Origin of the sequence: Leifsonia sp. NPDC056665 (genome assembly GCF_042791795.1) — a bacterium.
Lineage (GTDB): Bacteria > Actinomycetota > Actinomycetes > Actinomycetales > Microbacteriaceae > Leifsonia.
Genome location: NZ_JBHTXK010000039.1, coordinates 1 through 21,629, shown reverse-complemented (window position 1 = coordinate 21,629; position 21,629 = coordinate 1). Strand labels below are relative to the sequence as shown.

At 68.7% G+C, this 21,629-nt stretch carries 23 protein-coding genes; 4 read left to right on the top strand and 19 right to left on the bottom strand.

Going from position 1 to position 21,629, the window contains the following annotated elements; translation table 11 throughout:
* Positions 1–95 precede the first annotated feature (95 nt).
* The 4 genes from ACFQ9V_RS20200 to ACFQ9V_RS20185 all read right to left on the bottom strand — a co-directional run bounded on the left by ACFQ9V_RS20200 (position 96) and on the right by ACFQ9V_RS20185 (position 5,546).
* The gene (locus ACFQ9V_RS20200) at positions 96–2,117 is read right to left on the bottom strand and encodes an ABC transporter ATP-binding protein (RefSeq protein ID WP_382460904.1); all 2,022 of its coding nucleotides are present in this window, start codon (positions 2,115–2,117) and stop codon (positions 96–98) included.
* Complete coding sequence (locus tag ACFQ9V_RS20195) at positions 2,114–3,847, bottom strand: ABC transporter ATP-binding protein (RefSeq protein WP_382460903.1); 1,734 nt, start codon at positions 3,845–3,847, stop codon at positions 2,114–2,116. Before ACFQ9V_RS20195 ends, ACFQ9V_RS20200 begins: the two co-directional genes overlap by 4 nt.
* A complete protein-coding gene (locus ACFQ9V_RS20190; protein ID WP_382460902.1) occupies positions 3,838–4,482 on the bottom strand; it encodes a TetR/AcrR family transcriptional regulator in 645 nt (214 codons plus the stop codon). Before ACFQ9V_RS20190 ends, ACFQ9V_RS20195 begins: the two co-directional genes overlap by 10 nt.
* Before the next feature lie 92 nt (positions 4,483–4,574).
* The gene (locus tag ACFQ9V_RS20185) at positions 4,575–5,546 is read right to left on the bottom strand and encodes an aldo/keto reductase (protein ID WP_382460901.1); all 972 of its coding nucleotides are present in this window, start codon (positions 5,544–5,546) and stop codon (positions 4,575–4,577) included.
* A 132-nt stretch (positions 5,547–5,678) separates the two neighbouring features.
* Between ACFQ9V_RS20185 and ACFQ9V_RS20180 the strand changes: the two genes are divergently transcribed.
* The gene (locus tag ACFQ9V_RS20180; protein ID WP_382460900.1) at positions 5,679–6,176 is read left to right on the top strand and encodes a methylated-DNA--[protein]-cysteine S-methyltransferase; all 498 of its coding nucleotides are present in this window, start codon (positions 5,679–5,681) and stop codon (positions 6,174–6,176) included.
* Positions 6,173–6,799 carry a DNA-3-methyladenine glycosylase I gene (locus tag ACFQ9V_RS20175; protein ID WP_382460899.1) on the top strand — a complete coding sequence of 209 codons (627 nt, stop codon included), beginning with the start codon at positions 6,173–6,175 and terminating at the stop codon, positions 6,797–6,799. The genes ACFQ9V_RS20180 and ACFQ9V_RS20175 overlap by 4 nt, the downstream gene beginning before the upstream one ends.
* A 321-nt stretch (positions 6,800–7,120) precedes the next feature.
* On the opposite strand, the gene ACFQ9V_RS20170 is transcribed toward ACFQ9V_RS20175, so the two are convergent.
* The 13 genes from ACFQ9V_RS20170 to ACFQ9V_RS20110 all read right to left on the bottom strand — a co-directional run bounded on the left by ACFQ9V_RS20170 (position 7,121) and on the right by ACFQ9V_RS20110 (position 17,999).
* A complete protein-coding gene (locus tag ACFQ9V_RS20170; RefSeq protein WP_382460898.1) occupies positions 7,121–7,921 on the bottom strand; it encodes a YaaA family protein in 801 nt (266 codons plus the stop codon).
* Positions 7,922–8,479: an AAA family ATPase gene (locus tag ACFQ9V_RS20165; protein WP_382460897.1), complete on the bottom strand. Its 558-nt coding sequence runs from the start codon at positions 8,477–8,479 to the stop codon at positions 7,922–7,924. It lies immediately after the preceding gene.
* A 2-nt stretch (positions 8,480–8,481) separates the two neighbouring features.
* On the bottom strand, positions 8,482–8,742 hold the full coding sequence (locus tag ACFQ9V_RS20160) for a F0F1 ATP synthase subunit epsilon (RefSeq protein ID WP_382460896.1): 261 nt from the start codon (positions 8,740–8,742) through the stop codon (positions 8,482–8,484).
* 1 nt (position 8,743) lies between these two features.
* Positions 8,744–10,207, bottom strand: coding sequence for a F0F1 ATP synthase subunit beta (atpD, locus tag ACFQ9V_RS20155; RefSeq protein ID WP_382460895.1), 1,464 nt, complete (start codon positions 10,205–10,207; stop codon positions 8,744–8,746).
* 25 nt (positions 10,208–10,232) lie between these two features.
* Positions 10,233–11,132: a F0F1 ATP synthase subunit gamma gene (locus ACFQ9V_RS20150; RefSeq protein WP_382460894.1), complete on the bottom strand. Its 900-nt coding sequence runs from the start codon at positions 11,130–11,132 to the stop codon at positions 10,233–10,235.
* 26 nt (positions 11,133–11,158) lie between these two features.
* Positions 11,159–12,796: a F0F1 ATP synthase subunit alpha gene (atpA, locus tag ACFQ9V_RS20145; protein ID WP_382460893.1), complete on the bottom strand. Its 1,638-nt coding sequence runs from the start codon at positions 12,794–12,796 to the stop codon at positions 11,159–11,161.
* Between the two features lie 33 nt (positions 12,797–12,829).
* Positions 12,830–13,621, bottom strand: a complete 792-nt coding sequence (locus ACFQ9V_RS20140) for a F0F1 ATP synthase subunit delta (RefSeq protein WP_370056891.1) — start codon at positions 13,619–13,621, stop codon at positions 12,830–12,832.
* Positions 13,621–14,202: a F0F1 ATP synthase subunit B gene (locus ACFQ9V_RS20135; RefSeq protein WP_382460892.1), complete on the bottom strand. Its 582-nt coding sequence runs from the start codon at positions 14,200–14,202 to the stop codon at positions 13,621–13,623. The genes ACFQ9V_RS20140 and ACFQ9V_RS20135 overlap by 1 nt, the downstream gene beginning before the upstream one ends.
* 31 nt (positions 14,203–14,233) lie before the next feature.
* Positions 14,234–14,455, bottom strand: coding sequence for an ATP synthase F0 subunit C (gene atpE, locus ACFQ9V_RS20130; protein ID WP_064111451.1), 222 nt, complete (start codon positions 14,453–14,455; stop codon positions 14,234–14,236).
* Between the two features lie 51 nt (positions 14,456–14,506).
* Positions 14,507–15,304 (bottom strand): F0F1 ATP synthase subunit A, encoded by a 798-nt coding sequence (atpB, locus tag ACFQ9V_RS20125; protein WP_382460891.1) that lies wholly within the window; start codon positions 15,302–15,304, stop codon positions 14,507–14,509.
* A gap of 172 nt (positions 15,305–15,476) precedes the next feature.
* Entirely contained in the window at positions 15,477–15,983 is a 507-nt protein-coding gene (locus ACFQ9V_RS20120; protein ID WP_382460890.1) for a hypothetical protein, read from the bottom strand.
* Positions 15,980–17,239, bottom strand: a complete 1,260-nt coding sequence (locus ACFQ9V_RS20115; protein ID WP_382460889.1) for an MraY family glycosyltransferase — start codon at positions 17,237–17,239, stop codon at positions 15,980–15,982. The genes ACFQ9V_RS20120 and ACFQ9V_RS20115 overlap by 4 nt, the downstream gene beginning before the upstream one ends.
* 4 nt (positions 17,240–17,243) lie before the next feature.
* On the bottom strand, positions 17,244–17,999 hold the full coding sequence (locus ACFQ9V_RS20110) for an L-threonylcarbamoyladenylate synthase (RefSeq protein ID WP_382460888.1): 756 nt from the start codon (positions 17,997–17,999) through the stop codon (positions 17,244–17,246).
* A 74-nt stretch (positions 18,000–18,073) separates the two neighbouring features.
* Between ACFQ9V_RS20110 and ACFQ9V_RS20105 the strand changes: the two genes are divergently transcribed.
* Complete coding sequence (locus ACFQ9V_RS20105; protein WP_382460887.1) at positions 18,074–18,700, top strand: HAD family hydrolase; 627 nt, start codon at positions 18,074–18,076, stop codon at positions 18,698–18,700.
* Between the two features lie 22 nt (positions 18,701–18,722).
* On the opposite strand, the gene ACFQ9V_RS20100 is transcribed toward ACFQ9V_RS20105, so the two are convergent.
* A complete protein-coding gene (locus ACFQ9V_RS20100; RefSeq protein ID WP_382460886.1) occupies positions 18,723–19,535 on the bottom strand; it encodes an ABC transporter permease in 813 nt (270 codons plus the stop codon).
* Entirely contained in the window at positions 19,532–20,428 is an 897-nt protein-coding gene (locus tag ACFQ9V_RS20095; protein WP_382460885.1) for an ATP-binding cassette domain-containing protein, read from the bottom strand. The genes ACFQ9V_RS20100 and ACFQ9V_RS20095 overlap by 4 nt, the downstream gene beginning before the upstream one ends.
* A gap of 118 nt (positions 20,429–20,546) precedes the next feature.
* Here ACFQ9V_RS20095 and ACFQ9V_RS20090 point away from each other — a divergent pair, with 118 nt between their 5' ends.
* Positions 20,547–21,464 carry a TetR/AcrR family transcriptional regulator gene (locus ACFQ9V_RS20090; RefSeq protein WP_382460884.1) on the top strand — a complete coding sequence of 306 codons (918 nt, stop codon included), beginning with the start codon at positions 20,547–20,549 and terminating at the stop codon, positions 21,462–21,464.
* Positions 21,465–21,629 lie beyond the last annotated feature (165 nt).

The window sequence follows — 21,629 nt, the reverse complement described above, 5'->3', positions numbered from 1 at the left end:
GCTTCAGTTGTGTATAAGCGACAGCCTCTGAGCCCCGCAGATTCGTGCCAAATGGGGCGTTTGGCGGCGCCAAACGCCACATTCGGCACGAATCGTTAGGCCTCCTCCTCTGCGGGGGCGGCGAACTGGGCGTTGTAGAGGGTGTAGTAGGCGCCGCCGCGGGCGAGCAGCTCGGCGTGGGTGCCCTGCTCCACGATGCGTCCGGCCTCCATCACCAGGATGAGCCCGGCGTCGCGGATCGTGGACAGCCGGTGCGCGATCACGAACGAGGTACGGTCGGCGCGCAGCGCGCTCATCGCCTTCTGCACCAGCAGCTCGGTGCGGGTGTCGACCGAGGAGGTCGCCTCATCCAGGATGAGCACGCTCGGCCTGGCGAGGAACGCCCGCGCGATCGTGAGCAGCTGCTTCTCGCCGGCGGAGACGTTCGACCCCTCGTCGTCCAGCACCGTGTCGTAGCCGTCCGGCAGCGAGTGCACGAACCGGTCGACGTACGTCGCGCGCGCCGCGTCGAGGATCTCCTCCTCGGTCGCGCCCGGCCGGCCGTACGCGATGTTCTCGCGGATCGTGCCCTTGAACAGCCAGGTGTCCTGCAGCACCATCCCCATCCGCTCGCGGAGACCGTGCCTGGTCATCGTCGCGATGTCCACGCCGTCGAGGGTGATCCGGCCGGAGTCCAGGTCGTAGAAGCGCATCATCAGGTTGACCAGCGTGGTCTTGCCCGCGCCGGTCGGCCCGACGATCGCAACGGTCTGGCCGGGCTCGGCCACCAGCGAGAGGTCCTCGATGAGCGGCGTGTCCGGCAGGTACCGGAACGACACGTCCTCGAAGGCCAGCCGGCCGCGGGTGCCCTGCGGGTCGACCGGCTCGGCCGGGTCCGCGCTCTGCTCCTCGGCGTCCAGCAGCTCGAAGACCCGCTCGGCGCTGGCGACGCCCGACTGCAGCAGGTTGGCCATCGAGCCGAGCTGCGTGAGCGGCTGCGTGAACTGGCGCGAGTACTGGATGAACGCCGTCACGTCGCCGAGCTGCATCGCGCCGCTGGCCACCTGGAGGCCGCCGACCACTGCGATCGCGACGTACATCAGGTTCCCGACGAACATCATCGAGGGCATGATCAGGCCGGAGATGAACTGCGCGCCGAAGCTCGCCTCGTACATCTCCTGGTTCTTGGAGCGGAAGCGCTCCTCCACCTCGCGGTGCCGTCCGAAGACCTTGACCAGCGAGTGGCCGGTGAAGGCCTCCTCGATCTGGCCGTTCAGCTCGCCGGTGTTGCGCCACTGCGCGACGAACAGCTTCTGCGAGCGCTTGGCGATCAGCATCGTGATCACGAGGGTCAGCGGGATCGTGATGATCGCGATCAGGGCGAGCAGCGGCGACACCACGAACATCATCACCGTCACGCCGATCACCGTCAGCAGCGAGGTGAGCAGCTGGCTCATCGTCTGCTGGAGGGTCTGCGAGATGTTGTCGATGTCGTTGGTGACCCGGCTCAGCAGCTCGCCGCGCTGCATCTTGTCGAAGTAGGTCAGCGGGAGGCGGTGGATCTTGGCCTCGACGTCCTGCCGCAGCCGGTAGACGGTGCGCTGGGTGATCCCGTTGAGCACGTAGCCCTGGAGGTAGGCGAACAGCGACGACGCGATGTAGAGCGCGAGCACCCACATCAGGATGTGGCCGACGGCGGTGAAGTCGATGCCCTGGCCGGGCGTCAGCGTCATCCCCGAGATGAGGTCGGCGAGCTGGCCCTGCCCGCTCGCCCGCAGGCCGGCGATGGCCTGCTGCTGGGTGATCCCCGCCGGGAGGTGCGCGGAGATCGCCCCGGCGAACACGAGGTTGATGGCGTTGCCGAGCAGCTTCGGCCCGAGCACCGCGAACACCACGCTCACGACGGCGAGGACCGTGACGAAGACGATGCCGATCCACTCGGGCCGCAGCCGCGCGGCCAGCCGCTTGGCCGACGGGCCGAAGTTCAGCGACTTGTCGCCCGGCATCGTCATCCCGCCGAACGGGCCGCCTCCCGGGCCGCGGCGCACCGGGGTCCGGACGGGCGCCTGCGTCGCCGTGGGAGCGCCGGCCGGAGCCGCCGCGGGAGCTGGACGACGGGCGCTGTCTTCGCGGGTCATGCCGCCTCCTCCGCGGTGAGCTGCGACGAGACGATCTCGGCGTAGGTCGGATTGGTCTCCACGAGCTCGGCGTGGGTGCCGCGGCCGACCACCTGGCCGTCCTCGAGGACGACGATCTGGTCGGCGTCCACGATGGTCGACACCCGCTGGGCCACGACGATCATCGTCGCCTCCGCCTCATGGCGGGCGAGCGCGCTGCGCAGGCGCGCGTCGGTCGCGGTGTCGAGGGCCGAGAAGGAGTCGTCGAAGATGTAGATCTCCGGCCGCCGCACGAGCGCGCGCGCGATGGCCAGACGCTGCCGCTGGCCACCGGACACATTGGTGCCGCCCTGGGCGATCGGCCCATCCAGTTTGTCCGGCATCTCCTCCACGAAGCCCTTCGCCTGGGCGATCTCCAGCGCGCGCCAGAGCTCGTCGTCCGTGGCGTCCGGGTTGCCGTAGCGGAGGTTGCTGGCCACGGTCCCGGAGAACAGGTACGGCTTCTGCGGCACGAGCCCGATGCGCGACCAGAGCACCTCGGGGTCGAGCTCCGCGACGTCCACGCCGTCGACCAGCACGATGCCGCTCGTCGCGTCGAAGAGCCGAGGGATGAGGTTGACCAGCGTCGTCTTGCCGGCTCCGGTGCTGCCGATCACGGCGGTGGTCTTGCCGGTCTCCGCGAAGAAGGTGACGTCGCTGAGGACCGGCTGCTCTGCTCCCGGGTAGGAGAAGCTGACGCCGACGAACTCGACCGTGCCGTGCGCGGAGACCTCGGTGATCGGGTTCTCGACGGCGCCCACCGACGGCTCGGTGTTCAGCACCTCGCCGATGCGGTCGGCGCAGACCGCGGCACGTGGCACCAGCACCGCCATCATGGTCGACATCATGACGCCCATGAGGATCTGCGCGAGGTACTGCAGGAAGGCGGTCAGCGTGCCGATCTGCATCGACCCGTCCGCGACGCGGTACGCGCCGAACCAGATCACGGCGACGCTGGACACGTTCAGCACCAGCATCACGATCGGGAACATGAGCGCGAACAGCCGCCCGGCCCGGATCGCGGTGTCGGTGACCTGGTCGTTGGCGACCGTGAACCGGTCGGTCTCGACGTCCTCCCGGACGAACGCCCTGACCACACGGATGCCGGTGAGCTGCTCGCGTAGGACCCGGTTGACCCGGTCGATCCGCTCCTGCATCTTGCGGAACAGCGGGACCATCCGGACGATGATCATGCTCACGGCGATCAGCAGCACGGGGACGCTCACGGCGATCAGCCACGAGAGCTGGATGTCCTGGCGCATCGCGAGGATGATGCCGCCGATCGCGAGGATCGGCGCCGATACCAGGAGCGTGCAGGTCATCAGCACGAGCATCTGCACCTGCTGGACGTCGTTGGTGTTCCTCGTGATGAGCGACGGGGCGCCGAAGTGGGTGACTTCGCGCTCGGAGAACTCCCCGACGCGGTGGAAGATCGCGCCGCGGAGGTCGCGGCCGACCAGCATCGCCACCCGCGCGCCGAAGTAGACGGCGGTGATCGAGCAGGCGATCTGAACGATCGTGATTCCGAGCATCTCGGCGCCGGTCGACAGGATGTAGCCCGTGTCGCCCTTGGCGATGCCGTTGTCCACGATGTCGGCGTTCAGCGTCGGCAGCCAGAGCGACAGCAGCGACTGCGCGAGCTGGAAGACCACCACTCCGATGAGCAGCGGCCAGTGCGGCCGGAGGTACCGGCCGAGGAGTTTCAGAAGCATCCGGGCTCTCCCTGGTCTGCCGCGTCCGCGGCGGTCGTCATTGGTGTGTAGGTGGCGAAAGGCCGACCGGCCACGCCCACGAGGGCGATCCGGGCGAGGTCGTCGACACTGAACTCGATGCCGTCGTTCAGGGCGGGGAACGCGGACGAGAAGCTGATCAGGCGCAGGATGTGGGCGACGCGGTCGGGAGGCCAGTTGAGCTCGTCGGCCTCCGGGGCGAGGATGCGGGCGATGATCGCCGCGAACTCGGTCCGCTCGTGCGGAATCGGCGGTCGCTCGTGGCCGACCACGGCCATGATGCGCATGACGTTCTGGAAGCGCTCGCGGAGCAGGTAGACGATCGCGCGGACCTTGTGCTCCAGAGGCAGGCTCGGATCGATCGCGCGCAGGGCCGCTCGCAGAGGCTCCGGGTCGAGGTACGTCTCGATGGCGGCCTGGACGAGCGTCTCCTTGTCGCCGAACGCACGGAAGATCGTGCCCTCCGCGATCCCGGCGGCGTCGGCGATCTGGCGCGAGGTCACGCCGCGGCCGTGCTCGATCAGCAGCGGGATGACCGCGGCGATGATCATCGCCTTGCGGTCTTCGGGCGGCAGCGGCTGGGCGCGACTGCGCGTCGTCTCCAACTCGGTTTCCATGCTGGAATCGTATGCGGAGTGAGTGCTCACTCACAATGAGAAGATTGTTCGCCCTGAGCGAACACCCCTCTTTTCAGTGATCGAGCGGGAACTCAGCTTTCGAAAGAAAAGATGGCCGAGATCGTTGCGACCTCCTCCGCCGACGGGGTCCACGCCGTGGCCGCCTCGGCGTTCGCCACGATCTGCTCGGGACGGGTCGCCCCGGCGATCACGCTGGTGAGCCCCGGCTGGGCCAGCAGCCACGCGAAGGTCGCCTGCAGCATCGTGACACCGCGCTCGTCGCAGAACGCCTGGTAGCGCTCGATCGCGTCCCACGGCGCGTTGTCGAGCAGGTGCTTGCGGATCATCATGATGCGGCTGTCCGCCGGTCCGCCCGAGCGGCTGAACTTGCCCGTGAAGAGCCCGTTGTACAGCGGGAAGAACGGCAGGAAGCCGAGGCCGTACGCGTTGACCGCCGGCAGCACCTCCCGCTCGGCGCCGCGGGCCAGCAGGCTGTACTCGTTCTGCGAGGAGATGAACTTCGGATGCCCGGCGAGCCGCGCGGTGAACTCGGCCTCCGCGATCTGCCAGCCGGCGAGGTTCGAGTGGCCGATGTAGCGGATCTTGCCCTCGGCGATGAGGTCGTCCAGCGTCTCCAGCGTCTCCTCGATCGGCGTCACCGGGTCGGGCGCGTGGAGCTGGTAGAGGTCGATCCAGTCGGTGCGCAGCCGGCGCAGCGACGACTCCACGGCGAGCCTGATGTAGCGGCGGGAGCCGCGCACGCCCCAGTCGGGGCCGTTCGCGCCCGCCATGTCCATGCCGAACTTGGTGGCCAGCACGATCCGGTCGCGCTTGCCCTGGAGGGAGGCGCCCATCAGGGTCTCCGAGAGCCCGCGCTCCTTGCCGTAGATGTCGGCGGTGTCGAAGAACGTCACGCCGGCGTCGATGGCGGCGCCGATGACCGCGTCCGTGCCTTCCTGGGTCTCGGTGGCCGTGCCCGCGCGGCCGAAGTTGTTGCAGCCGAGGCCGATGGTCGAGACGACCAGGCCGGAGGTGCCGAGGGTGCGGTATTCGATGTTCGCCATGCTGTCGAGTCTAGGCAGCGGCCGGGGTGCGAGCCGACCAATCAGTCCTCCACAGGAAGGGCCGGAATGCGACTTGTCCCCGATGTCCGATTTCCGCGAGTGGCTGTCGGTGGCCGGCCGTAGAGTCGATCCATGAGCAGTTCCACGATCACCCTCCTCCGGATGCCGAGCCCCATCGGCCGCATCGAGCTGACCGGCGACGCCGACGCCGTCACGTCCCTCTCGATCGCACGCGACGACGTGCTCCCCCACGACGACCTCCCCGAGAACCGCGACGCCGTCCTCGAGAAGGCGGCCGCCCAGCTCGAGGAGTACTTCGCTGGCACGCGGCGGGAGTTCGACGTCCCCGTCCACCTGGCCGGCACCGCGTTCCGCACCGCCGTCTGGGAGCGACTCACGTCACTCGAGTACGGCACGCTCACCACCTACGGCGAGCTCGGGCTGTCGCTCGGTCACCCGGGCTACGGGCGCGCCATCGGCGGCGCCGTCGGGGCGAACCCGGTGCCCATCATCATCGGCTGCCACCGCGTCCTCTCGTCCAGCGGCAAGATCACCGGGTACAGCGGAGGCGAGGGCATCCCCACCAAGCTGTGGCTGCTGGAGCACGAGGGGATCACCCTCGCGGCATGAGCACGACGGATCAGGCAGAGACGACGCCCGCCCTCCCGGCCGAGACCGTCGCGCGCGCGGCCCTCGTGACCGGCGACGACGGCCGGGCCAGGTGCTCGTGGTCGGCCAACGACCTCGAGTACCGGCGGTACCACGACGAGGAGTGGGGCACGCCGCAGCACGATCCCCGTGCGCTCTACGAGAAGCTCTGCCTGGAGGGCTTCCAGGCCGGGCTGTCGTGGATCACGATCCTCCGGCGCCGGCCGGCGTTCCGCGAGGACTTCCACGGCTTCGTCCCGGAGCGCGTCGCGGCGATGACCGAGACCGATGTGCTGCGGCTGCTGGGCGATGAGCGCATCATCCGCCACCGCGGCAAGATCGAGGCGACCATCTCGAACGCGCGGGCGACCCTCGCGCTCGACGTGCCGCTGGAGGAGCTGATGTGGGGGTTCGCCCCGACCGGCTCCCGGCCGCGGCCGCGCGAGTGGCACGACGTCCCGGCGGTCACCGCCGAGTCGACGGCGATGAGCAAGGAGCTGCGGCGTCGCGGATTCCGCTTCGTCGGGCCGACCACGATGTACGCGCTCATGCAGGCGACGGGGATGGTGGACGACCACTTCGAGGGCTGCTTCCGGGCCGCCTGACGCACACCGTGAGCACTGGGGAGGAGCAGCGGGCATAAGAGAGTCGGGCCGGCGAAGTCGATGTCGGAACCGTTCTCGCTGGTGACGGCGCTTCCGCTCGTGCCCGACCGCAGGCGGAACTTACTGTGCTGCCGCCACACCGGTTCCGGACTCGGCACATCCGTTTGATGTGTCCGCGATCTGCGCGTCGGCCCGACTGGTATGTGGGTCTTCCGGCGTTCACGGCGCCGGGACTGGCGGGGATGTCCCTTCTCTCGTGACATGAGCTTATCTCACTTACACGCCGAGCACCACCGTCCCGTTGCGCTCCGAAGCAGATGTTCAGCCGGCTGAACGCAGAACCGCGCTGAGCTTCCCCGGCACGCCGACGACCTCCGGGACGACGAGGTCGAGCTCGCCCATCCGGTCCGCGGAGCGCGTCAGCTCGTAACCCTCGGCGGCGGCCCAGGCGAGCAGGTCGTCCGTGGAGGCGAAGTCCTCGCCGCGCTCGATGAGGGCGCGCGCGAACAGCCCCTTGGCCTGCTTGTTGAAGTGGTTGAGCGCACGAACGGTGCCGCTCTCGTCCCGCGCGAGCACGCGCAGGTAGTGCACTCCCTCGCGCTCGGGCAGCGGTCCGAGCGCGGCGTAGCCCTCCGACCGGAGGTCGAGGATGAGGCCGTCGACGGCCGCGAACTCCACGGCGCACGCCGCGGCCCAGCGCTTCTTGAGCGCGGGCGTGAGCCGCGAGTCGAACGACAGCCGGTAGGCCGGGATCCGGTCGTCCGCGCGCACCAACCCCAGCAGTGCGGACTGCACTGCGACGGAGCGCGCAGCGAACCGCCACTGCTCCGGGGTCAGCGAAGGCGCGTCGAGCGCGTCGTAGAGCACTCCGGTGTAGCGCAGCAGCGCGGGCATCGTCCCCGCCCGGCGCAGGCCGCGGTTCCGCTGGACCTCGTGCGCCTGCTTCGGGCCCAGCTTCAGCGCCTTCGCCGCGGCCTCCGGGGTGCGCGACAGCGCGACCGTGTCGGCGACGACGCCCCTGCGTGTCGCGTTCAGCGCAGGGAAACCGAGCGACTTCAGGGCGAGCGGCTCCCCCTCTCCCCCGTCGCGCTTGGTCTCCGACGGGGGCAGCAGGACGAGCACTCAGCCCGCCAGGAAGGCGAGGGCCGCGTCGACGTTCTCGCCGAGCGGGCGGGAGGTGTCCAGGGTCACCCGCGGGAGCGACGCCGCGGCGCCCTTCCACTCGACGTACTCGTCGACGCTCTGCTCGACCGCGTACGCGGCGATCAGGCCGGTGCGCTTCGCGAGCCGCTGCTCGTGCAGCTCGTCGTCCGAGCACACGGTCTCCACGATGCGCAGCTTCACGCCGCAGCGCTGGGCCAGGTCGCGCCACTGCAGACGCGCGGGCTCGACGGCGTTGACGGCGTCCACGACGACCGAGTGCCCGCTGACGAGCACCTGCTCGGCCATCCGCTCGGCCACCAGGTAGGCGGCGAGTCCGGTCGGCTGGTCGGAGTCGATGCCCGCTTTGAGGATCGCGGCCTCGATCGGGTCCACCGAGATCGCCGTCGCGCCGAGCCGGCCCGCGATGATCTCCGCGATGGTGGACTTGCCGGAACCGGGAAGCCCCGCTGTCACGATCAGCACGGGGACGCGGACGTCGCCGAACTGCCGTTCGAGCGGGGCTTTCTGGTCGGACATCGTCAGACCAGCTCGGCCTGACGGGCCACGATCGTGACCGTGTTGTTCTCGACGGAGAGGAAGCCGTCGTCGGCCTGCGCCGAGATCGACTCCCCGCCGTTCAGGGTCACGCGCACCTCGCCCTGGGCGAGGATGGCGAGCAGCGGCTCGTGGCCGGGCAGGATACCGATCTGCCCCTCCACGGTCCGCGCGACGACCATTCTCGCCTCGCCCGACCACACCTCGTGGTCGGCAGCGACGACGCTGACGGTGAGGACAGCCATGTCAGCCGTTCTCCTTCTGGATCTGCGCCCACTTCTCCTCGACGTCGGTGATCGAACCGACGTTGAAGAACGCCTGCTCGGCGACGTGGTCGAACTCGCCCTTGGCGATGGCGTCGAACGACTCGATGGTGTCCTTCAGCGGGACGGTCGAGCCCTCGACACCGGTGAACTTCTTCGCCATGTAGGTGTTCTGGGAGAGGAACTGCTGGATGCGACGGGCGCGCGACACGGTGATCTTGTCCTCTTCGGACAGCTCGTCGACACCGAGGATCGCGATGATCTCCTGCAGTTCCTTGTTCTTCTGGAGGATCTGCTTGACCGTGGTGGCCACGCGGTAGTGGTCGGCGCCCAGGTAGCGGGGGTCGAGGATGCGCGAGGTCGAGGTCAGCGGGTCGACGGCCGGGTACAGACCCTTCGACGCGATCTCACGGGAGAGCTCGGTCGTGGCGTCGAGGTGCGCGAACGTGGTCGCCGGGGCCGGGTCGGTGTAGTCGTCGGCCGGCACGTAGATCGCCTGCAGCGAGGTGATCGAGTGGCCGCGGGTCGAGGTGATGCGCTCCTGGAGGAGGCCCATCTCGTCGGCGAGGTTCGGCTGGTAGCCCACCGCGGACGGCATGCGGCCGAGCAGCGTGGAGACCTCGGAGCCCGCCTGCGTGAAGCGGAAGATGTTGTCGATGAAGAGCAGCACATCCTGCTTCTGCACGTCGCGGAAGTACTCCGCCATCGTCAGCGCGGACAGGGCGACGCGCAGACGCGTTCCCGGCGGCTCGTCCATCTGGCCGAAGACGAGCGCGGTCTTGTCGAAGACGCCCGCCTCCTCCATCTCGTGGATGAGGTCGTTGCCCTCACGCGTGCGCTCGCCGACACCGGCGAACACCGAGACACCACCGTGGTCCTGCGCGACGCGCTGGATCATCTCCTGGATGAGGACGGTCTTGCCGACGCCCGCGCCGCCGAACAGGCCGATCTTGCCGCCCTGGACATACGGGGTGAGGAGGTCGATGACCTTGATGCCGGTCTCGAAGAGCTGGGTCTTGGACTCGAGCTGGTCGAACGCCGGCGGCTGGCGGTGGATGGACCAGCGCTCGCTGATCTCGATCTTCTCGCCCGGCTCGGCGTTGAGGATGTCCCCGGTCACGTTGAAGACCTTGCCCTTGGTGACGTCGCCGACGGGCACCGTGATGGGCGAGCCGGTGTCGCGCACCTCGCCGCCGCGGACCAGGCCGTCGGTCGGCTTCAGCGCGATGGCACGCACAAGGTCGTCGCCGAGGTGCTGGGCGACCTCGAGCGTGATCTCGGTCGACTGCTCGCCGATCGTGATCGTGGTCTTCAGGGCGTTGTAGATGCCCGGGATCGAGTCGTGCGGGAACTCGATGTCGACGACCGGACCGGTGACGCGGGCGATGCGTCCCACGCCGGCCGGCTGCGCGGTCGAAGCCTGGGCTTCGGCGGTAGCGGTAGTCATGATTCGTTCTCTCTCGTTAGGACGATTATTTTGCCGAGCTCAGCGCGTCAGCGCCGCCCACGATCTCGGAGATCTGCTGGGTGATCTCCGCCTGACGGGCGTTGTTGGCCAGTCGCGTGTAGTCGGTGATGAGCTTGTCGGCGTTGTCGCTCGCGGCCTTCATGGCCTTCTGCGTCGCCGCGTGCTTGGAGGCGGCCGACTGCAGCATCGCGTTGAAGATGCGGCTCTCGATGTAGACCGGCAGGAGCGAGTCGAGCACCGTGTTGACGTCGGGCTCGAACTCGTAGAGCGGCAGGACCTGCGTGCGGTCCGGCTCCTCCATGCCCTCGACGACCTCCAGCGGAAGCAGGCGGACGATCTGGGGCTCCTGGGTCAGCATGCTGATGAAGCGGTTGTAGATGACGTGGATCTCGTCCACGCCGCCGTCGGACGCGTCACGCAGGAAGGACTCGAGGACCGCGTCGGCGATCTCCTTGGCCTGCTCGAACTCGGGGTTGTCCGTGTTGCCCGTCCACACCCGCTCGAACCCGCGGCGGCGGAAGCTGAAGTAGCCCTGCGCCTTGCGCCCGATCAGGAAGTAGACGACCTCCTTGCCCTGGCTCCGGAGCAGCTCGGCGAGCTTCTCCGACTCCTTGAGCACGTTCGAGTTGAAAGCGCCTGCGAGGCCGCGGTCCGACGAGAAGATGACGATCGCGGCGCGCTCGATCTTCTCCGGCTCCGTGGTGAGGACGTGCTCGACGTTCGAGTAGGTCGCCACCGCCGACACCGCGCGCGTGATCGCGCGGGCGTACGGCGTGGACGCGGCGACCCTGGCCTGCGCCTTCTGGATGCGTGAGGCGGAGATCAGCTCCATCGCACGGGTGATCTTCTTGGTCGTCTGGGCAGACTTGATCTTCTGCCGGTAGACCCGAAGCTGTGCTCCCATGTGTCTTCCTCAGTACCTATCCGTGCTCAGCGCTTCGCCTTGACGATGCGCTCCTGGTTGACGTCCTCTGCGGCGCTGGCCTGGAACTCCTCGCGGCCGACCGAGGCGAGCGGCTTGCCCTCGCCGGTCTGGAACTCGAGCTTGAACCTGTCGACCTCCTCGCCGAGCTTCGACGCGGTGTCGTCGTCGAGGACGTTCGTGTCGCGCAGGGTGGTGAGGATGTCGGTGTTGCGGCGCAGGTGGTCGAGCAGCTCGGCCTCGAAGCGGAGGATGTCCTCCACCGCGACCTCGTCGAGCTTGCCGTTGGTGCCGGCCCAGATCGAGACGACCTGCTCCTCCACCGGGAACGGCGAGTACTGCGGCTGCTTGAGCAGCTCGGTGAGGCGCGCGCCTCGGGCGAGCTGACGGCGGCTGGCCGCGTCGAGGTCGGACGCGAACATCGCGAACGCCTCGAGCGAGCGGTACTGCGCCAGCTCGAGCTTGAGCGTGCCGGAGACCTTCTTGATCGACTTGACCTGCGCGTCGCCGCCGACTCGCGAGACCGAGATGCCCACGTCGACCGCCGGACGCTGGTTGGCGTTGAACAGGTCGGACTGCAGGAAGATCTGGCCGTCGGTGATCGAGATCACGTTGGTCGGGATGTACGCCGAGACGTCGTTCGCCTTGGTCTCGATGATCGGCAGACCGGTCATCGAGCCGGCGCCCAGCTCGTCGGAGAGCTTGGCGCAACGCTCCAGCAGGCGGGAGTGCAGGTAGAAGACGTCGCCGGGGTAGGCCTCGCGTCCCGGCGGACGGCGCAGGAGGAGCGAGACGGCGCGGTAGGCCTCCGCCTGCTTCGACAGGTCGTCGAAGATGATCAGGACGTGCTTGCCGCCGTACATCCAGTGCTGGCCGATGGCCGAGCCGGTGTAGGGGGCGAGGTACTTGAAGCCCGCGGGGTCGGAGGCCGGGGCCGCGACGATGGTGGTGTACTCCATCGCGCCGGCGTCCTCGAGCGCGCCCTTCACCGAGGCGATGGTCGAGCCCTTCTGGCCGATCGCGACGTAGATGCAGCGGACCTGCTTGTTGACGTCGCCGGACTCCCAGTTGGCCTTCTGGTTGATGATCGTGTCGATCGCGATGGCCGTCTTGCCGGTCTGGCGGTCGCCGATGATGAGCTGGCGCTGGCCGCGGCCGACGGGGATCATGGCGTCGATCGCCTTGATGCCGGTCTGGAGCGGCTCGTGCACCGACTTGCGCTGCATGACGCCGGGCGCCTGCAGCTCGAGCGCGCGGCGGCCCTCCGTGGCGATCTCGCCGAGGCCGTCGATCGGGCTGCCGAGCGGGTCGACCACGCGGCCGAGGTAGCCGTCGCCGACCGGGACGGAGAGGACCTCGCCGGTGCGGGTCACCTCCATGCCTTCGACGATCTCGTCGAACTCGCCGAGGACCACGACGCCGACCTCGTTCTCGTCGAGGTTCTGCGCCAGGCCCAGGGTGCCGTTCGCGAAGCGGATGAGCTCGTTGGCCATCACGCCGGGGAGGCCCTCGACGTGCGCGATGCCGTCGGAGGCGTCGAGGACGTGCCCGACCTCGGTGGTGGAGGCGCCGGCCGGCTCGTACTTCGAGACGAAGTCCTTGAGCGCGTCCCGGATCTCATCGGGGCTGATCTGAATGTCTGCCATCGTTGTTCCCTATCTGGGTTTCTCTTAGGGCGGTCAGCCCGCGAGCTGAAGTCGGAGTTCGGTGAGGCGCGACGCGACGCTTCCGTCGATGACGTCGTCGCCGATCTGCACGCGCAGACCGCCGAGGATCGCCGGGTCGACGACCTCGTTGAGCTTGAGGTCGCCGTACGTCGCGGCGAGGCTCGCGCGGAGGCGCTCGGCCTGCTCGGCCGGGAGCGGAGTCGCGGTGACGACCGTGGCGATCGCCTGGCCGTACTGGGAGGCCACGATGCGGGCGGCCTCGCGCAGCGACTCGCGGACGCTGCGGCCGCGCGGCTGCAGCACGAGCTGGCGCGCGATCGCGACGGTCTGCATCGACGCCTTGCCCGCGAGCAGGCGCTCGGCGAGAGCGGCCTTCGCCTCGGGCGCTGCGAGCTTGCTGCGGAGTGCGAGCTCGAGCCCCGCGTCGGAGGTCACGGCGCCTCCGAATGCGAAGAGCTCGCCCGGGATGTCCACGTTGCGCGGCGCGGAGGCGGCGATCGAGCGGATGCCGAGCTCCTCGATCGCGGCCAGGACGTCGTCCTGGCCGGACCAGCGCTCGCCGGCGACGACGGTCAGCAGCTCGACCGCTGGGGCCGAGAGCGATGCGAAGACGCGCTGGACCAGCGCGGTCTTGCCCTCGGCGGACGCCGAGGGGTCGCTGAGGACCGCACGGAGCTGGGCGGAGTCGGCGACGACTCGTCCTGCGGCGAACAGGTCTTCAGCCGTCGCCAGATCGGCCTTGGACCCGAGCTCGGCGAGCGCCGAGACGGATCGGGCCAGTGCTTCTCTGGAGGCGCTTCCCATCAGTTGCTCGACCCTGCTTCCTGGGCCTGGGCCTGGGCCTTCCGGGCGTCGGCGGACTCGAGGTCGGCCAGGAAGCGATCGACGATCGCCTGGGCCTTCTTGTCGTCCGTGAGCACCTCGCCGACCACGCCGGAGGCGAGGTCGATCGCGAGCGAGCCGACTTCGCCGCGGAGCGAGACGAGCGCGCCCTGGCGCTCGGCCTCGATCTGGGCCTGGGCGGCTGTGGTCACGCGCGCGGCCTCTGCCGTGGCGTTGTCCTTGGCCTCCGCGACGATCCTCTGACCGTCGGTGCGGGCCGTCTCGCGGATCTTGGCCGCCTCGGCACGGGCGTCGGCGAGCTGCGCGGTGTACTCCTCGAGCAGCGCCTCCGCCTTGTGCTGAGCCTCGTCGGCCTTGGCGATGTTGCCCTCGATCGCCTCAGCACGCTCATCCAGGAGCTTCCGCATGCGCGGAAGGACCAGCTTCCAGAAGAAGAACAGGATGATGATGAAGCAGATCAGCGAGGCGATGATGTCCGCCGGCTGCGGAATGAGCGGGTTGTGCTGCTCCGCCGCCGCGGCGATCACGACACTGTTGAGCATCGTTCCTCCTTACGGGATGGGCTAAAGAGGATCAGACGAAGATGAAGTAGGTAGCGATACCGATGAAGGCGAGCGCCTCGGTGAACGCGATACCGATGTACATCAGGACCTGAAGACGGCCGGCCAGCTCAGGCTGACGGGCGACGCCCTCGATGGTCTTGCCGACGACGATGCCAACGCCAATGGCCGGGCCGATGGCGGCGAGGCCGTATCCGACAGTGGCGATGTTGCCGTTGATAGCAGCGATGTCCACGTTATGTGTTTCCTTCCGTGATGGCGATCCGTGCGGGCGCGCGGATCGTTCTTAGTGTTCCTCGGCGACTGCGAGCTGGATGTAGACAGCCGTGAGCAGTGCGAAGACGTACGCCTGGAGGACAGCCACCAGGATCTCGAAGAGAGTGAATGCGAAGCCGAAAGCGAAGGTTCCGACGCCGAAGAGCGCCCACCAGCCGCCGACCTCGAAGAAGAAGAACGAGGTCGCGCTGAAGAACAGGACGAGCAGCAGGTGCCCGACGACCATGTTCATCAGCAGTCGGAGCGTCAGCGTGATCGGCCGCAGGATGAAGGTCGAGATGAACTCGATCGGCGTCACGATGATGTAGAGGAACGGCGGCACGCCGGGCGGGAACAGGGAGTTCTTGAAGAAGTTCTTCGGGCTCTTCTTGATGCCCGCGTAGATGAATGTGACGTAGGCCACGACGGCGAGCAGCAACGGCAGCGCGATCACCGAGGTGCCCGCGATGTTGAGGAACGGGACGGCGCCGGTCAGGTTGAAGAACAGCACCATGAAGAAGATGGTGGTCAGCAGCGGCAGGAACCGGCGGCCGTCCTTGCGGCCGAGCAGGTCCTCCCCGATGTTGACGCGGACGAAGTCGAGGCCCATCTCGACGATCGACTGGAACCGGCGGGGCACGATCGTCATCTTGCGCGTGCCGAGCCAGAAGACCAGGATCAGCACGATCAGTGCGACGAGGCGCACCAGGACGATGCGGTTGAACTCGATTCCGCCGATGGTGAACAGGGTCGGGGGGAAGAACTCGTTGATCGATGGGCCTTGGAAGCTTCCTCCATCGGAGCTTGAGGCCTGGACCAGCAGGTTCACAGCGTTAGCTAACAGCGCTATCTCCTGTTTCGGGGCGTCGAGCTAAAAGCTCTCGCGACGACGAACGGTGGACACCCGATATGAGTTGCGCTCCGCGTTACATGGGCGCGACGGGTGGGGGATCACTGACAACTCTACAAGAGTTTTCAACCGGTAACGAATCGGATAAGGTTCAGCGTTTGTCCCCCGGCAGCGTGACGTCGCTGGCGTAAGGGATCCGCGACCGGAACACCACGATCATGTCGACCACGAGCGACCCGATGACGCCCGCGATCAGGCTCAGGAACAGCACGGTGGGGTTGATCCACGGCTGGTCGCGCAGCAGGATCGCGAGCACGATGAAGAGCACGAACTTCACGATCCAGCCGCCCAGCACGATGCCGAAGAACAGCCCGACGAAGAGGTCGGAGCCGATGAAGCGGTTGGCGATCAGGATGCTGAGCGCGGTGATGCCGAGGAAGACCGCGGCCATCACGGTGCCGATCAGCGCGCTCGTGACGCCGACCCAGCCGGCGAAGATCCCGCCGAGCACCATCCCGACCACCGCGATGATCACGGCGAGGATCAGGCCGTACTTCAGCACGTCCCTCAGCACCGGGGTCGAGGTGGGCTGCTGCGGGGCGGCCTTCGGGGTGTCGTCCGGCCGCGGGGCGGGTGTTCCGTCCTGGTGGTCGGTCATCGGGTCTCCTTGCTGGTGGGGTCGTCGGTCTCGCCCGGCGGGATGGTCACGGGGATCTGTTCGCTCGCGATGTCGAGCTGGTCGTACTTCGCCGTCTCCTCGGCCTCCCTGCTCCCCGCGGGGGCGAGCTCGGCGACGGCCTCGTTGAGCTTGCGGCGGCTGAGCGGCGCGAGCGTGATCGCGGTGCAGATCACCAGGCCGATCGCGACGAAGACGATGGCCATCCAGTACGGGTCGAAGAAGAACAGCAGGCAGCCGATGGACAGCACGGCGGTCCACGCGTAGAAGATCAGCACGGCGTGCAGGTGCGAGTGGCCCATGTCGAGCAGCCGGTGGTGCAGGTGCTTGCGGTCGGCGCTGAACGGCGACTTGCCCGCGCGCAGGCGGCGGACGACCGCCAGCCCGAAGTCGAGCAGCGGGATGACGAGCACCGCGAACGGGATCGTGACCGGGATGAACGCGGGCACCAGCGACGACTTGCCGAGCGTCTGCAGCGCCTCCGGGTTGATCGTGCCGGTCACCGAGATGGCCGAGGTCGCCATCAGCAGGCCGATCAGCAGCGCCCCGGCGTCGCCCATGAACATCTTGGCCGGATGCCAGTTGAGCGGCAGGAAGCCCGCGCACGCGCCGACCAGGATGGCCGCGATGACGCCGGCGAGGCTGAAGTAGTTCTGCGGGCTGATGTCGCGCTGCAGCAGGTACGTGTAGACGAGGAACGTGCCGTTGGCGATGAGCGCGACACCGGCGACGAGCCCGTCCAGGCCGTCGATGAAGTTGATGGCGTTCATCACGAGCACGATCGCGAACAGCGTGATCAGGATGCTCATCACCGGCGAGCCGATGGTGAGGCCGCCGATCGGCAGCGAGTAGATCTGCACGCCCAGCCAGGCGACGATCCCGGCCGCGACGAACTGCCCGGCGAGCTTGGTCATCCAGTCGAGGTCCCACAGGTCGTCGGCGACGCCGAGGACGACGATGAGAAGGGCCGCGCCCAGGATCGCGATGATGGGGCCCGCGTCCGAGAAGATCAGCGAGAGCACGCCGAACTGACTGGACAGCAGCCACGCGATGCCGAACGCCACGAGGATCCCGAGGAACATCGCGACGCCGCCGAGCCGGGGCGTCGGCCGGGTGTGGACGTCGCGCTCCCGGATCTTCGGGTAGAGCTTGAAGCGCATCGCCACCCGGTAGACCACCAGGGACATCCCGAACGTGATGACGGCCGAGATGAGTGCGAGGGCGAGGAAGAGGGTCACGGGCTCAGGTGTCCGCGGCGGTGTCGGCTACCGCCTCGGCATCGTCGGCCGTATCGGACTCGTCGGCCGTGTCAGACTCGTCGGCGAGCGCGTCTCCCACGACGGCGCGGAGCTGCTCGGCCGTGATGACGCCGTGCCGGAGGATGCGGAGCTTGCCCGCGCCGGCAGCCAGCGCGGTCGCGTCGACGATGGTGGAGGAGGAGTCCTTGCCCTCGACGCGCTCGTATGCGGTGCCGGCCTCTCCCCCGTCGAGGTAGATCGAGACGGACTCGCCGAGCATGGCCTCCGCCTCCGCGGCGGTGCGGGCGGCGGGGCGGCCGGTGAGGTTGGCGGACGAGACGGCCAGCGGGCCGGTCTCGGAGAGGATCTCCAGGGCGATCCGGTCCTGCGGCATGCGCAGCGCGACGGTGCCCTTGGTCTCGCCGAGATCCCAGACCAGGGAGGGTGCGGCGGGCAGGACGATGGTGAGGCCGCCCGGCCAGAATTCCTGCACGAGCGCGTCGACCTCGGCGGGGACCTGCTCGGCCAGCGCGGCGAGCGTGGGGATGCCGGGCACCAGGACCGGGGGCGGCGACTGACGGCCGCGCCCCTTCGCGTCGAGGAGCCGCTGCACCGCGGCCGGGCTGAAGGCGTCGGCGGCGACGCCGTACACCGTGTCGGTGGGGATCACGACGAGCTCGCCGCGGCCGATCGCCCCGCGGGCGAGGCGCATGCCGGTGAGCAGTTCGGAGTCGACGGAGCAGTCGTAGATGGGAGCCATGACGGCACCCATGATAGTTGAGCCAGTGCAAGGTTCCCTGCGACAGCGCCCCGCGCGGGACGATACTGGTGGCGATGGACGTCTACTTCTTCGACTGCGACAAGACCTTGTACGACTACGACTTCCACAAACGGCTCCCCCGCCTCGCGGAGCTGAGCGGCGTGAGCCAGTACCGGCTCGCGTCGAGCTGGTGGGCGGGAGGTCACGAGCGCGCCGCCGAGATCGGCGAGTACGCGACGAGCGAGGAGTACCTCGCGGCGTTCGCGGAGGTGACGGGAGCGCACCTCACGCTGGAGCAGTGGCAGGAGGCCAGGAAGGCCGCGATGACCCGCATCGACGGGTCCATCGAGGCGCTGCGGGTGGCCGCCGGGCTTGGGACGGTCTCGCTGCTGTCCAACAACCCGATCCCGTTCAAGGACTCGCTCCCCGTGCTGATGCCGGAGGTGGCGGACATCCTCGGCAGCAACGACCTGGTCTCCGCGGTGCTCGGCGCGCGCAAGCCGGAGCGGCGCATCTACACCAGGGCGCTCGGAAGGTTCGGCGCGCGGCCGGAGGACGCCATCCTGTTCGACGACTCGCTCGCGAACGTCGAGGGCGCGCGTGAGGCGGGGATGCATGCCCACCACTTCACGCGCGCCGACGACGGGACGTTCGACACGGACGGGATGCTCACCGCGATCCGCGCGTTCGCGGAGCGGTGAGCGCCCGACTCAGCGCAGCGGCTCAGCGCCTCCCGGCCTTGCGGCGGAACAGCCACACCGCCCAGACGTACGCTCCCGCGATGATCACAGCGCACCAGCCGAGCGCCCACCAGAGCTCGCTGCCGGGGTCGCGCCCGAACAGGAGCGCGCGGATGGTCTCGATGATCGGCGTGATCGGCTGGTTCTGCGCGACCCACTGCAGCCAGGTCGGCATCGTGTCGGTGGGCACGAACGCGCTCGACAGGTACGGCACGAACAGCAGCGCGAAGCCGTAGCCGCTGGCGGCCGTCGGGTTGGCGGCCGCGAGGCCGATCGCCGCGTACAGCCAGGTGATGGCGAGGATGAAGAGCGCGACCATCCCGAGCGCGCCCAGCCATTCGAGCGCGTTCGCCGTCGGACGGAAGCCGACCGCGAGCGCGACGCCGATCACGACCCCGGTCGCGAGCAGGTTGCGCAGCAGGCTGGCGACGACGTGCCCGGTGACCACGCCGCCCGCGTGGAGCGGCATGGTGCGGAACCGGTCGACGATGCCGTTGCTCATGTCCTCGGCCACGTCGACCGCGGTGCTGGAGGCCCCGAACCCGGCGCAGAGCAGGATGATGCCCGGCACGACATAGTCGACGTAGCCGCCCTCCTTGTCGAGCGCGCCGCCGAACACGAACGTGAACAGCAGCATCAGCATGACCGGGAGGACGATCGCCATCGTCAGCGCCTCGACGTTGCGGAGCGAGTGCCGCACGCTGCGGCCGATGAACACGGCGGTGGCGGTGGCGCGGCCCACGCGCCGCGAGGCGGTTCGGCCGGTCGGCAGGACGGGAGAGGTGAGAGCAGTCATCGGACGGCCTCCTTCTTGAACTCGGTGCGGTTGCCCGTGAGCGCGAGGAACGCGTCGTCCAGGCTGGGCTTGCGGATGGCGATGGACGCGCCGGGGACGCCCAGCCGGTCGAGCACCTCGATCGCGTCGCGGAGGCCGTCGACGGTGCCATCGGTGGGCAGTTCGCGGACCACCTCGTCGGCGGCGTCGCGGAGCTCCACGACCTCCCCGCCGACGCGCGCCTTGAGCTCCACGGCCGTGCCCTCGGCGACGATCGTGCCGTGGTCGAGGACCGCGATCCGGTCGGCGAGCTGGTCGGCCTCCTCGAGGTACTGCGTGGTGAGCAGGATGGTGACGCCTCCCGCGGCGAGGTCGCGGATGATGGCCCAGAGCGCCAGCCTGCTGCGGGTGTCGAGCCCGGTGGTCGGCTCGTCGAGGACGATGACCGGCGGCGTCGCGACCAGGCTGAGCGCCAGGTCGAGCCTGCGCCGCATCCCGCCGGAGTAGGTCTTCACGCGCTTGCGCGCGGCGTCGCGGAGGTCGAAGCCCTCGATCAGTTCGGCGGCGCGCTGTGCGGCCTCCGTTCGACCGAAGCCGGAGAGCCGCGCCATCATGCGGAGGTTCTCCTCCGCCGTGAGGACTTCGTCCACGGCCGCGGACTGGCCGGTGAGGCTGATCGACTGCTTGACGGCCTCCGGGTCGGCGACCACGTCGTGGCCGCAGATCACCGCGCTGCCGCCGTCGGGCGCGACCAGGGTGCTGAGGATGTTGATGAACGTCGTCTTGCCCGCCCCGTTCGGTCCGAGCAGGGCGAACACGGTGCCGCGCTCGACGCGCAGGTCGACCCCGTCGAGGACGGTCTGCGCGCCGAAGGACTTGCGCAGTCCGGCGACTTCGATCGCTGGTGCTGTCATGATCCGGTTCCTTTCGAGTTCTGTGTACATTGCAAACTGTTTATGGCGCATACCATTTCGTTTAAGTGATACACAGTTCTAGGATGGGTGTCAACACCGAACCGGGAAGGCGTGCTCAATGGCGGACGAAGTCGAAGAGGCGCTCCCCCGCGCCGTCGCGCTGAGCTGGGGCGTCGCGGAGCGGCCGCAGCGCGGACCCAAGCGCGAGCTCAGTATCGAGCGCATCATCGAGACGGCGATCGGCGTCGCCGACCAAGAAGGCCTGTCCGCGGTCTCCATGAGCCGGATCGCGACAGAGCTCGGCTTCACCACGATGTCCCTGTACCGCTACGTGACGAGTAAGGACGACGTCCTCGCGCTCATGCAGGACGCGGTCTGCGAGGTCCCGATCCCGGCCGAGGACGACCGCGGGCCGGACTGGCGCGCCGGGCTGCGGCGCTGGTCGATGGCCACCATCGAGGTCATCCAGGCGCACCCGTGGTTCCCGGACATCCCGATCTCCGGCATCCCGCTGATGCCGAACAACCTCGCCGTGCTCGACTGGGGGCTGCGCGAGATGCGCGACCTGCCGCTGACCGACGCGGAGAAGATGTCGACGGCGCTGCTGCTGTCGTCCTACGCGCGCGCGGTCGGCGTCGTGGAGCGCGACGTGCGCCAGGCGCGCGAGAAGGGCTCGGCGCCGCCGCAGAGCGGGGAGGCGTTCACGGCCGCGCTCGCGGAGCTGGTCACGCCGGAGCGGTTCCCGGACCTCGCTCCGCTGGTCGCCTCCGGCGGCTACTCCGACGCCGAGGACGAGCAGGACGACTTCGCGTTCGGGCTCGAGCGCATCCTGGATGGGATCGAGCGCTACGTCACCGCTCGCGCGGCCGGCGAGCCGGTCGTGGCGTACGAGCAGCGCCCGGAGCCGGTGCCGCGCGACAAGGCCGTCCGCGAGGCGACCAAGTCGCGCCGCGAGGCCGAGAAGGCGCTGCGCGAGGCCCGCAAACGCGAGCGCGAGGCCGTCGAGCGTGCTCGGGAGCGAGCCGCGCGCGCCTGAGCGCTCACGGATTCGTGCCGAATGTCGCGAATCGCAGCGCGAAACCGCACATTCGGCACGAATCTCGGGGGCTAGCTGTACTGACCCGGATCGTTGTTGACAGAGGAGAGACCTCCGGAGTCGAGTTGGAGCTGTCTAGGTTCCCTCGAGTTCACGGAGGTCTCT

Excerpts from the sequence above, each read along its gene's own strand:
- ACFQ9V_RS20200 (WP_382460904.1), bottom strand. The coding sequence starts at position 2,117 with ATGACCCGCGAAGACAGCGCCCGTCGTCCAGCTCCCGCGGCGGCTCCG.
- ACFQ9V_RS20195 (WP_382460903.1), bottom strand. The coding sequence starts at position 3,847 with ATGCTTCTGAAACTCCTCGGCCGGTACCTCCGGCCGCACTGGCCGCTG.
- ACFQ9V_RS20190 (WP_382460902.1), bottom strand. The coding sequence starts at position 4,482 with ATGGAAACCGAGTTGGAGACGACGCGCAGTCGCGCCCAGCCGCTGCCG.
- ACFQ9V_RS20185 (WP_382460901.1), bottom strand. The coding sequence starts at position 5,546 with ATGGCGAACATCGAATACCGCACCCTCGGCACCTCCGGCCTGGTCGTC.
- ACFQ9V_RS20180 (WP_382460900.1), top strand. The coding sequence starts at position 5,679 with ATGAGCAGTTCCACGATCACCCTCCTCCGGATGCCGAGCCCCATCGGC.
- ACFQ9V_RS20175 (WP_382460899.1), top strand. The coding sequence starts at position 6,173 with ATGAGCACGACGGATCAGGCAGAGACGACGCCCGCCCTCCCGGCCGAG.
- ACFQ9V_RS20165 (WP_382460897.1), bottom strand. The coding sequence starts at position 8,479 with ATGTCCGACCAGAAAGCCCCGCTCGAACGGCAGTTCGGCGACGTCCGC.
- ACFQ9V_RS20160 (WP_382460896.1), bottom strand. The coding sequence starts at position 8,742 with ATGGCTGTCCTCACCGTCAGCGTCGTCGCTGCCGACCACGAGGTGTGG.
- atpD (WP_382460895.1), bottom strand. The coding sequence starts at position 10,207 with ATGACTACCGCTACCGCCGAAGCCCAGGCTTCGACCGCGCAGCCGGCC.
- ACFQ9V_RS20150 (WP_382460894.1), bottom strand. The coding sequence starts at position 11,132 with ATGGGAGCACAGCTTCGGGTCTACCGGCAGAAGATCAAGTCTGCCCAG.
- atpA (WP_382460893.1), bottom strand. The coding sequence starts at position 12,796 with ATGGCAGACATTCAGATCAGCCCCGATGAGATCCGGGACGCGCTCAAG.
- ACFQ9V_RS20140 (WP_370056891.1), bottom strand. The coding sequence starts at position 13,621 with ATGGGAAGCGCCTCCAGAGAAGCACTGGCCCGATCCGTCTCGGCGCTC.
- ACFQ9V_RS20135 (WP_382460892.1), bottom strand. The coding sequence starts at position 14,202 with ATGCTCAACAGTGTCGTGATCGCCGCGGCGGCGGAGCAGCACAACCCG.
- ACFQ9V_RS20120 (WP_382460890.1), bottom strand. The coding sequence starts at position 15,983 with ATGACCGACCACCAGGACGGAACACCCGCCCCGCGGCCGGACGACACC.
- ACFQ9V_RS20110 (WP_382460888.1), bottom strand. The coding sequence starts at position 17,999 with ATGGCTCCCATCTACGACTGCTCCGTCGACTCCGAACTGCTCACCGGC.
- ACFQ9V_RS20105 (WP_382460887.1), top strand. The coding sequence starts at position 18,074 with ATGGACGTCTACTTCTTCGACTGCGACAAGACCTTGTACGACTACGAC.
- ACFQ9V_RS20100 (WP_382460886.1), bottom strand. The coding sequence starts at position 19,535 with ATGACTGCTCTCACCTCTCCCGTCCTGCCGACCGGCCGAACCGCCTCG.
- ACFQ9V_RS20095 (WP_382460885.1), bottom strand. The coding sequence starts at position 20,428 with ATGACAGCACCAGCGATCGAAGTCGCCGGACTGCGCAAGTCCTTCGGC.
- ACFQ9V_RS20090 (WP_382460884.1), top strand. The coding sequence starts at position 20,547 with ATGGCGGACGAAGTCGAAGAGGCGCTCCCCCGCGCCGTCGCGCTGAGC.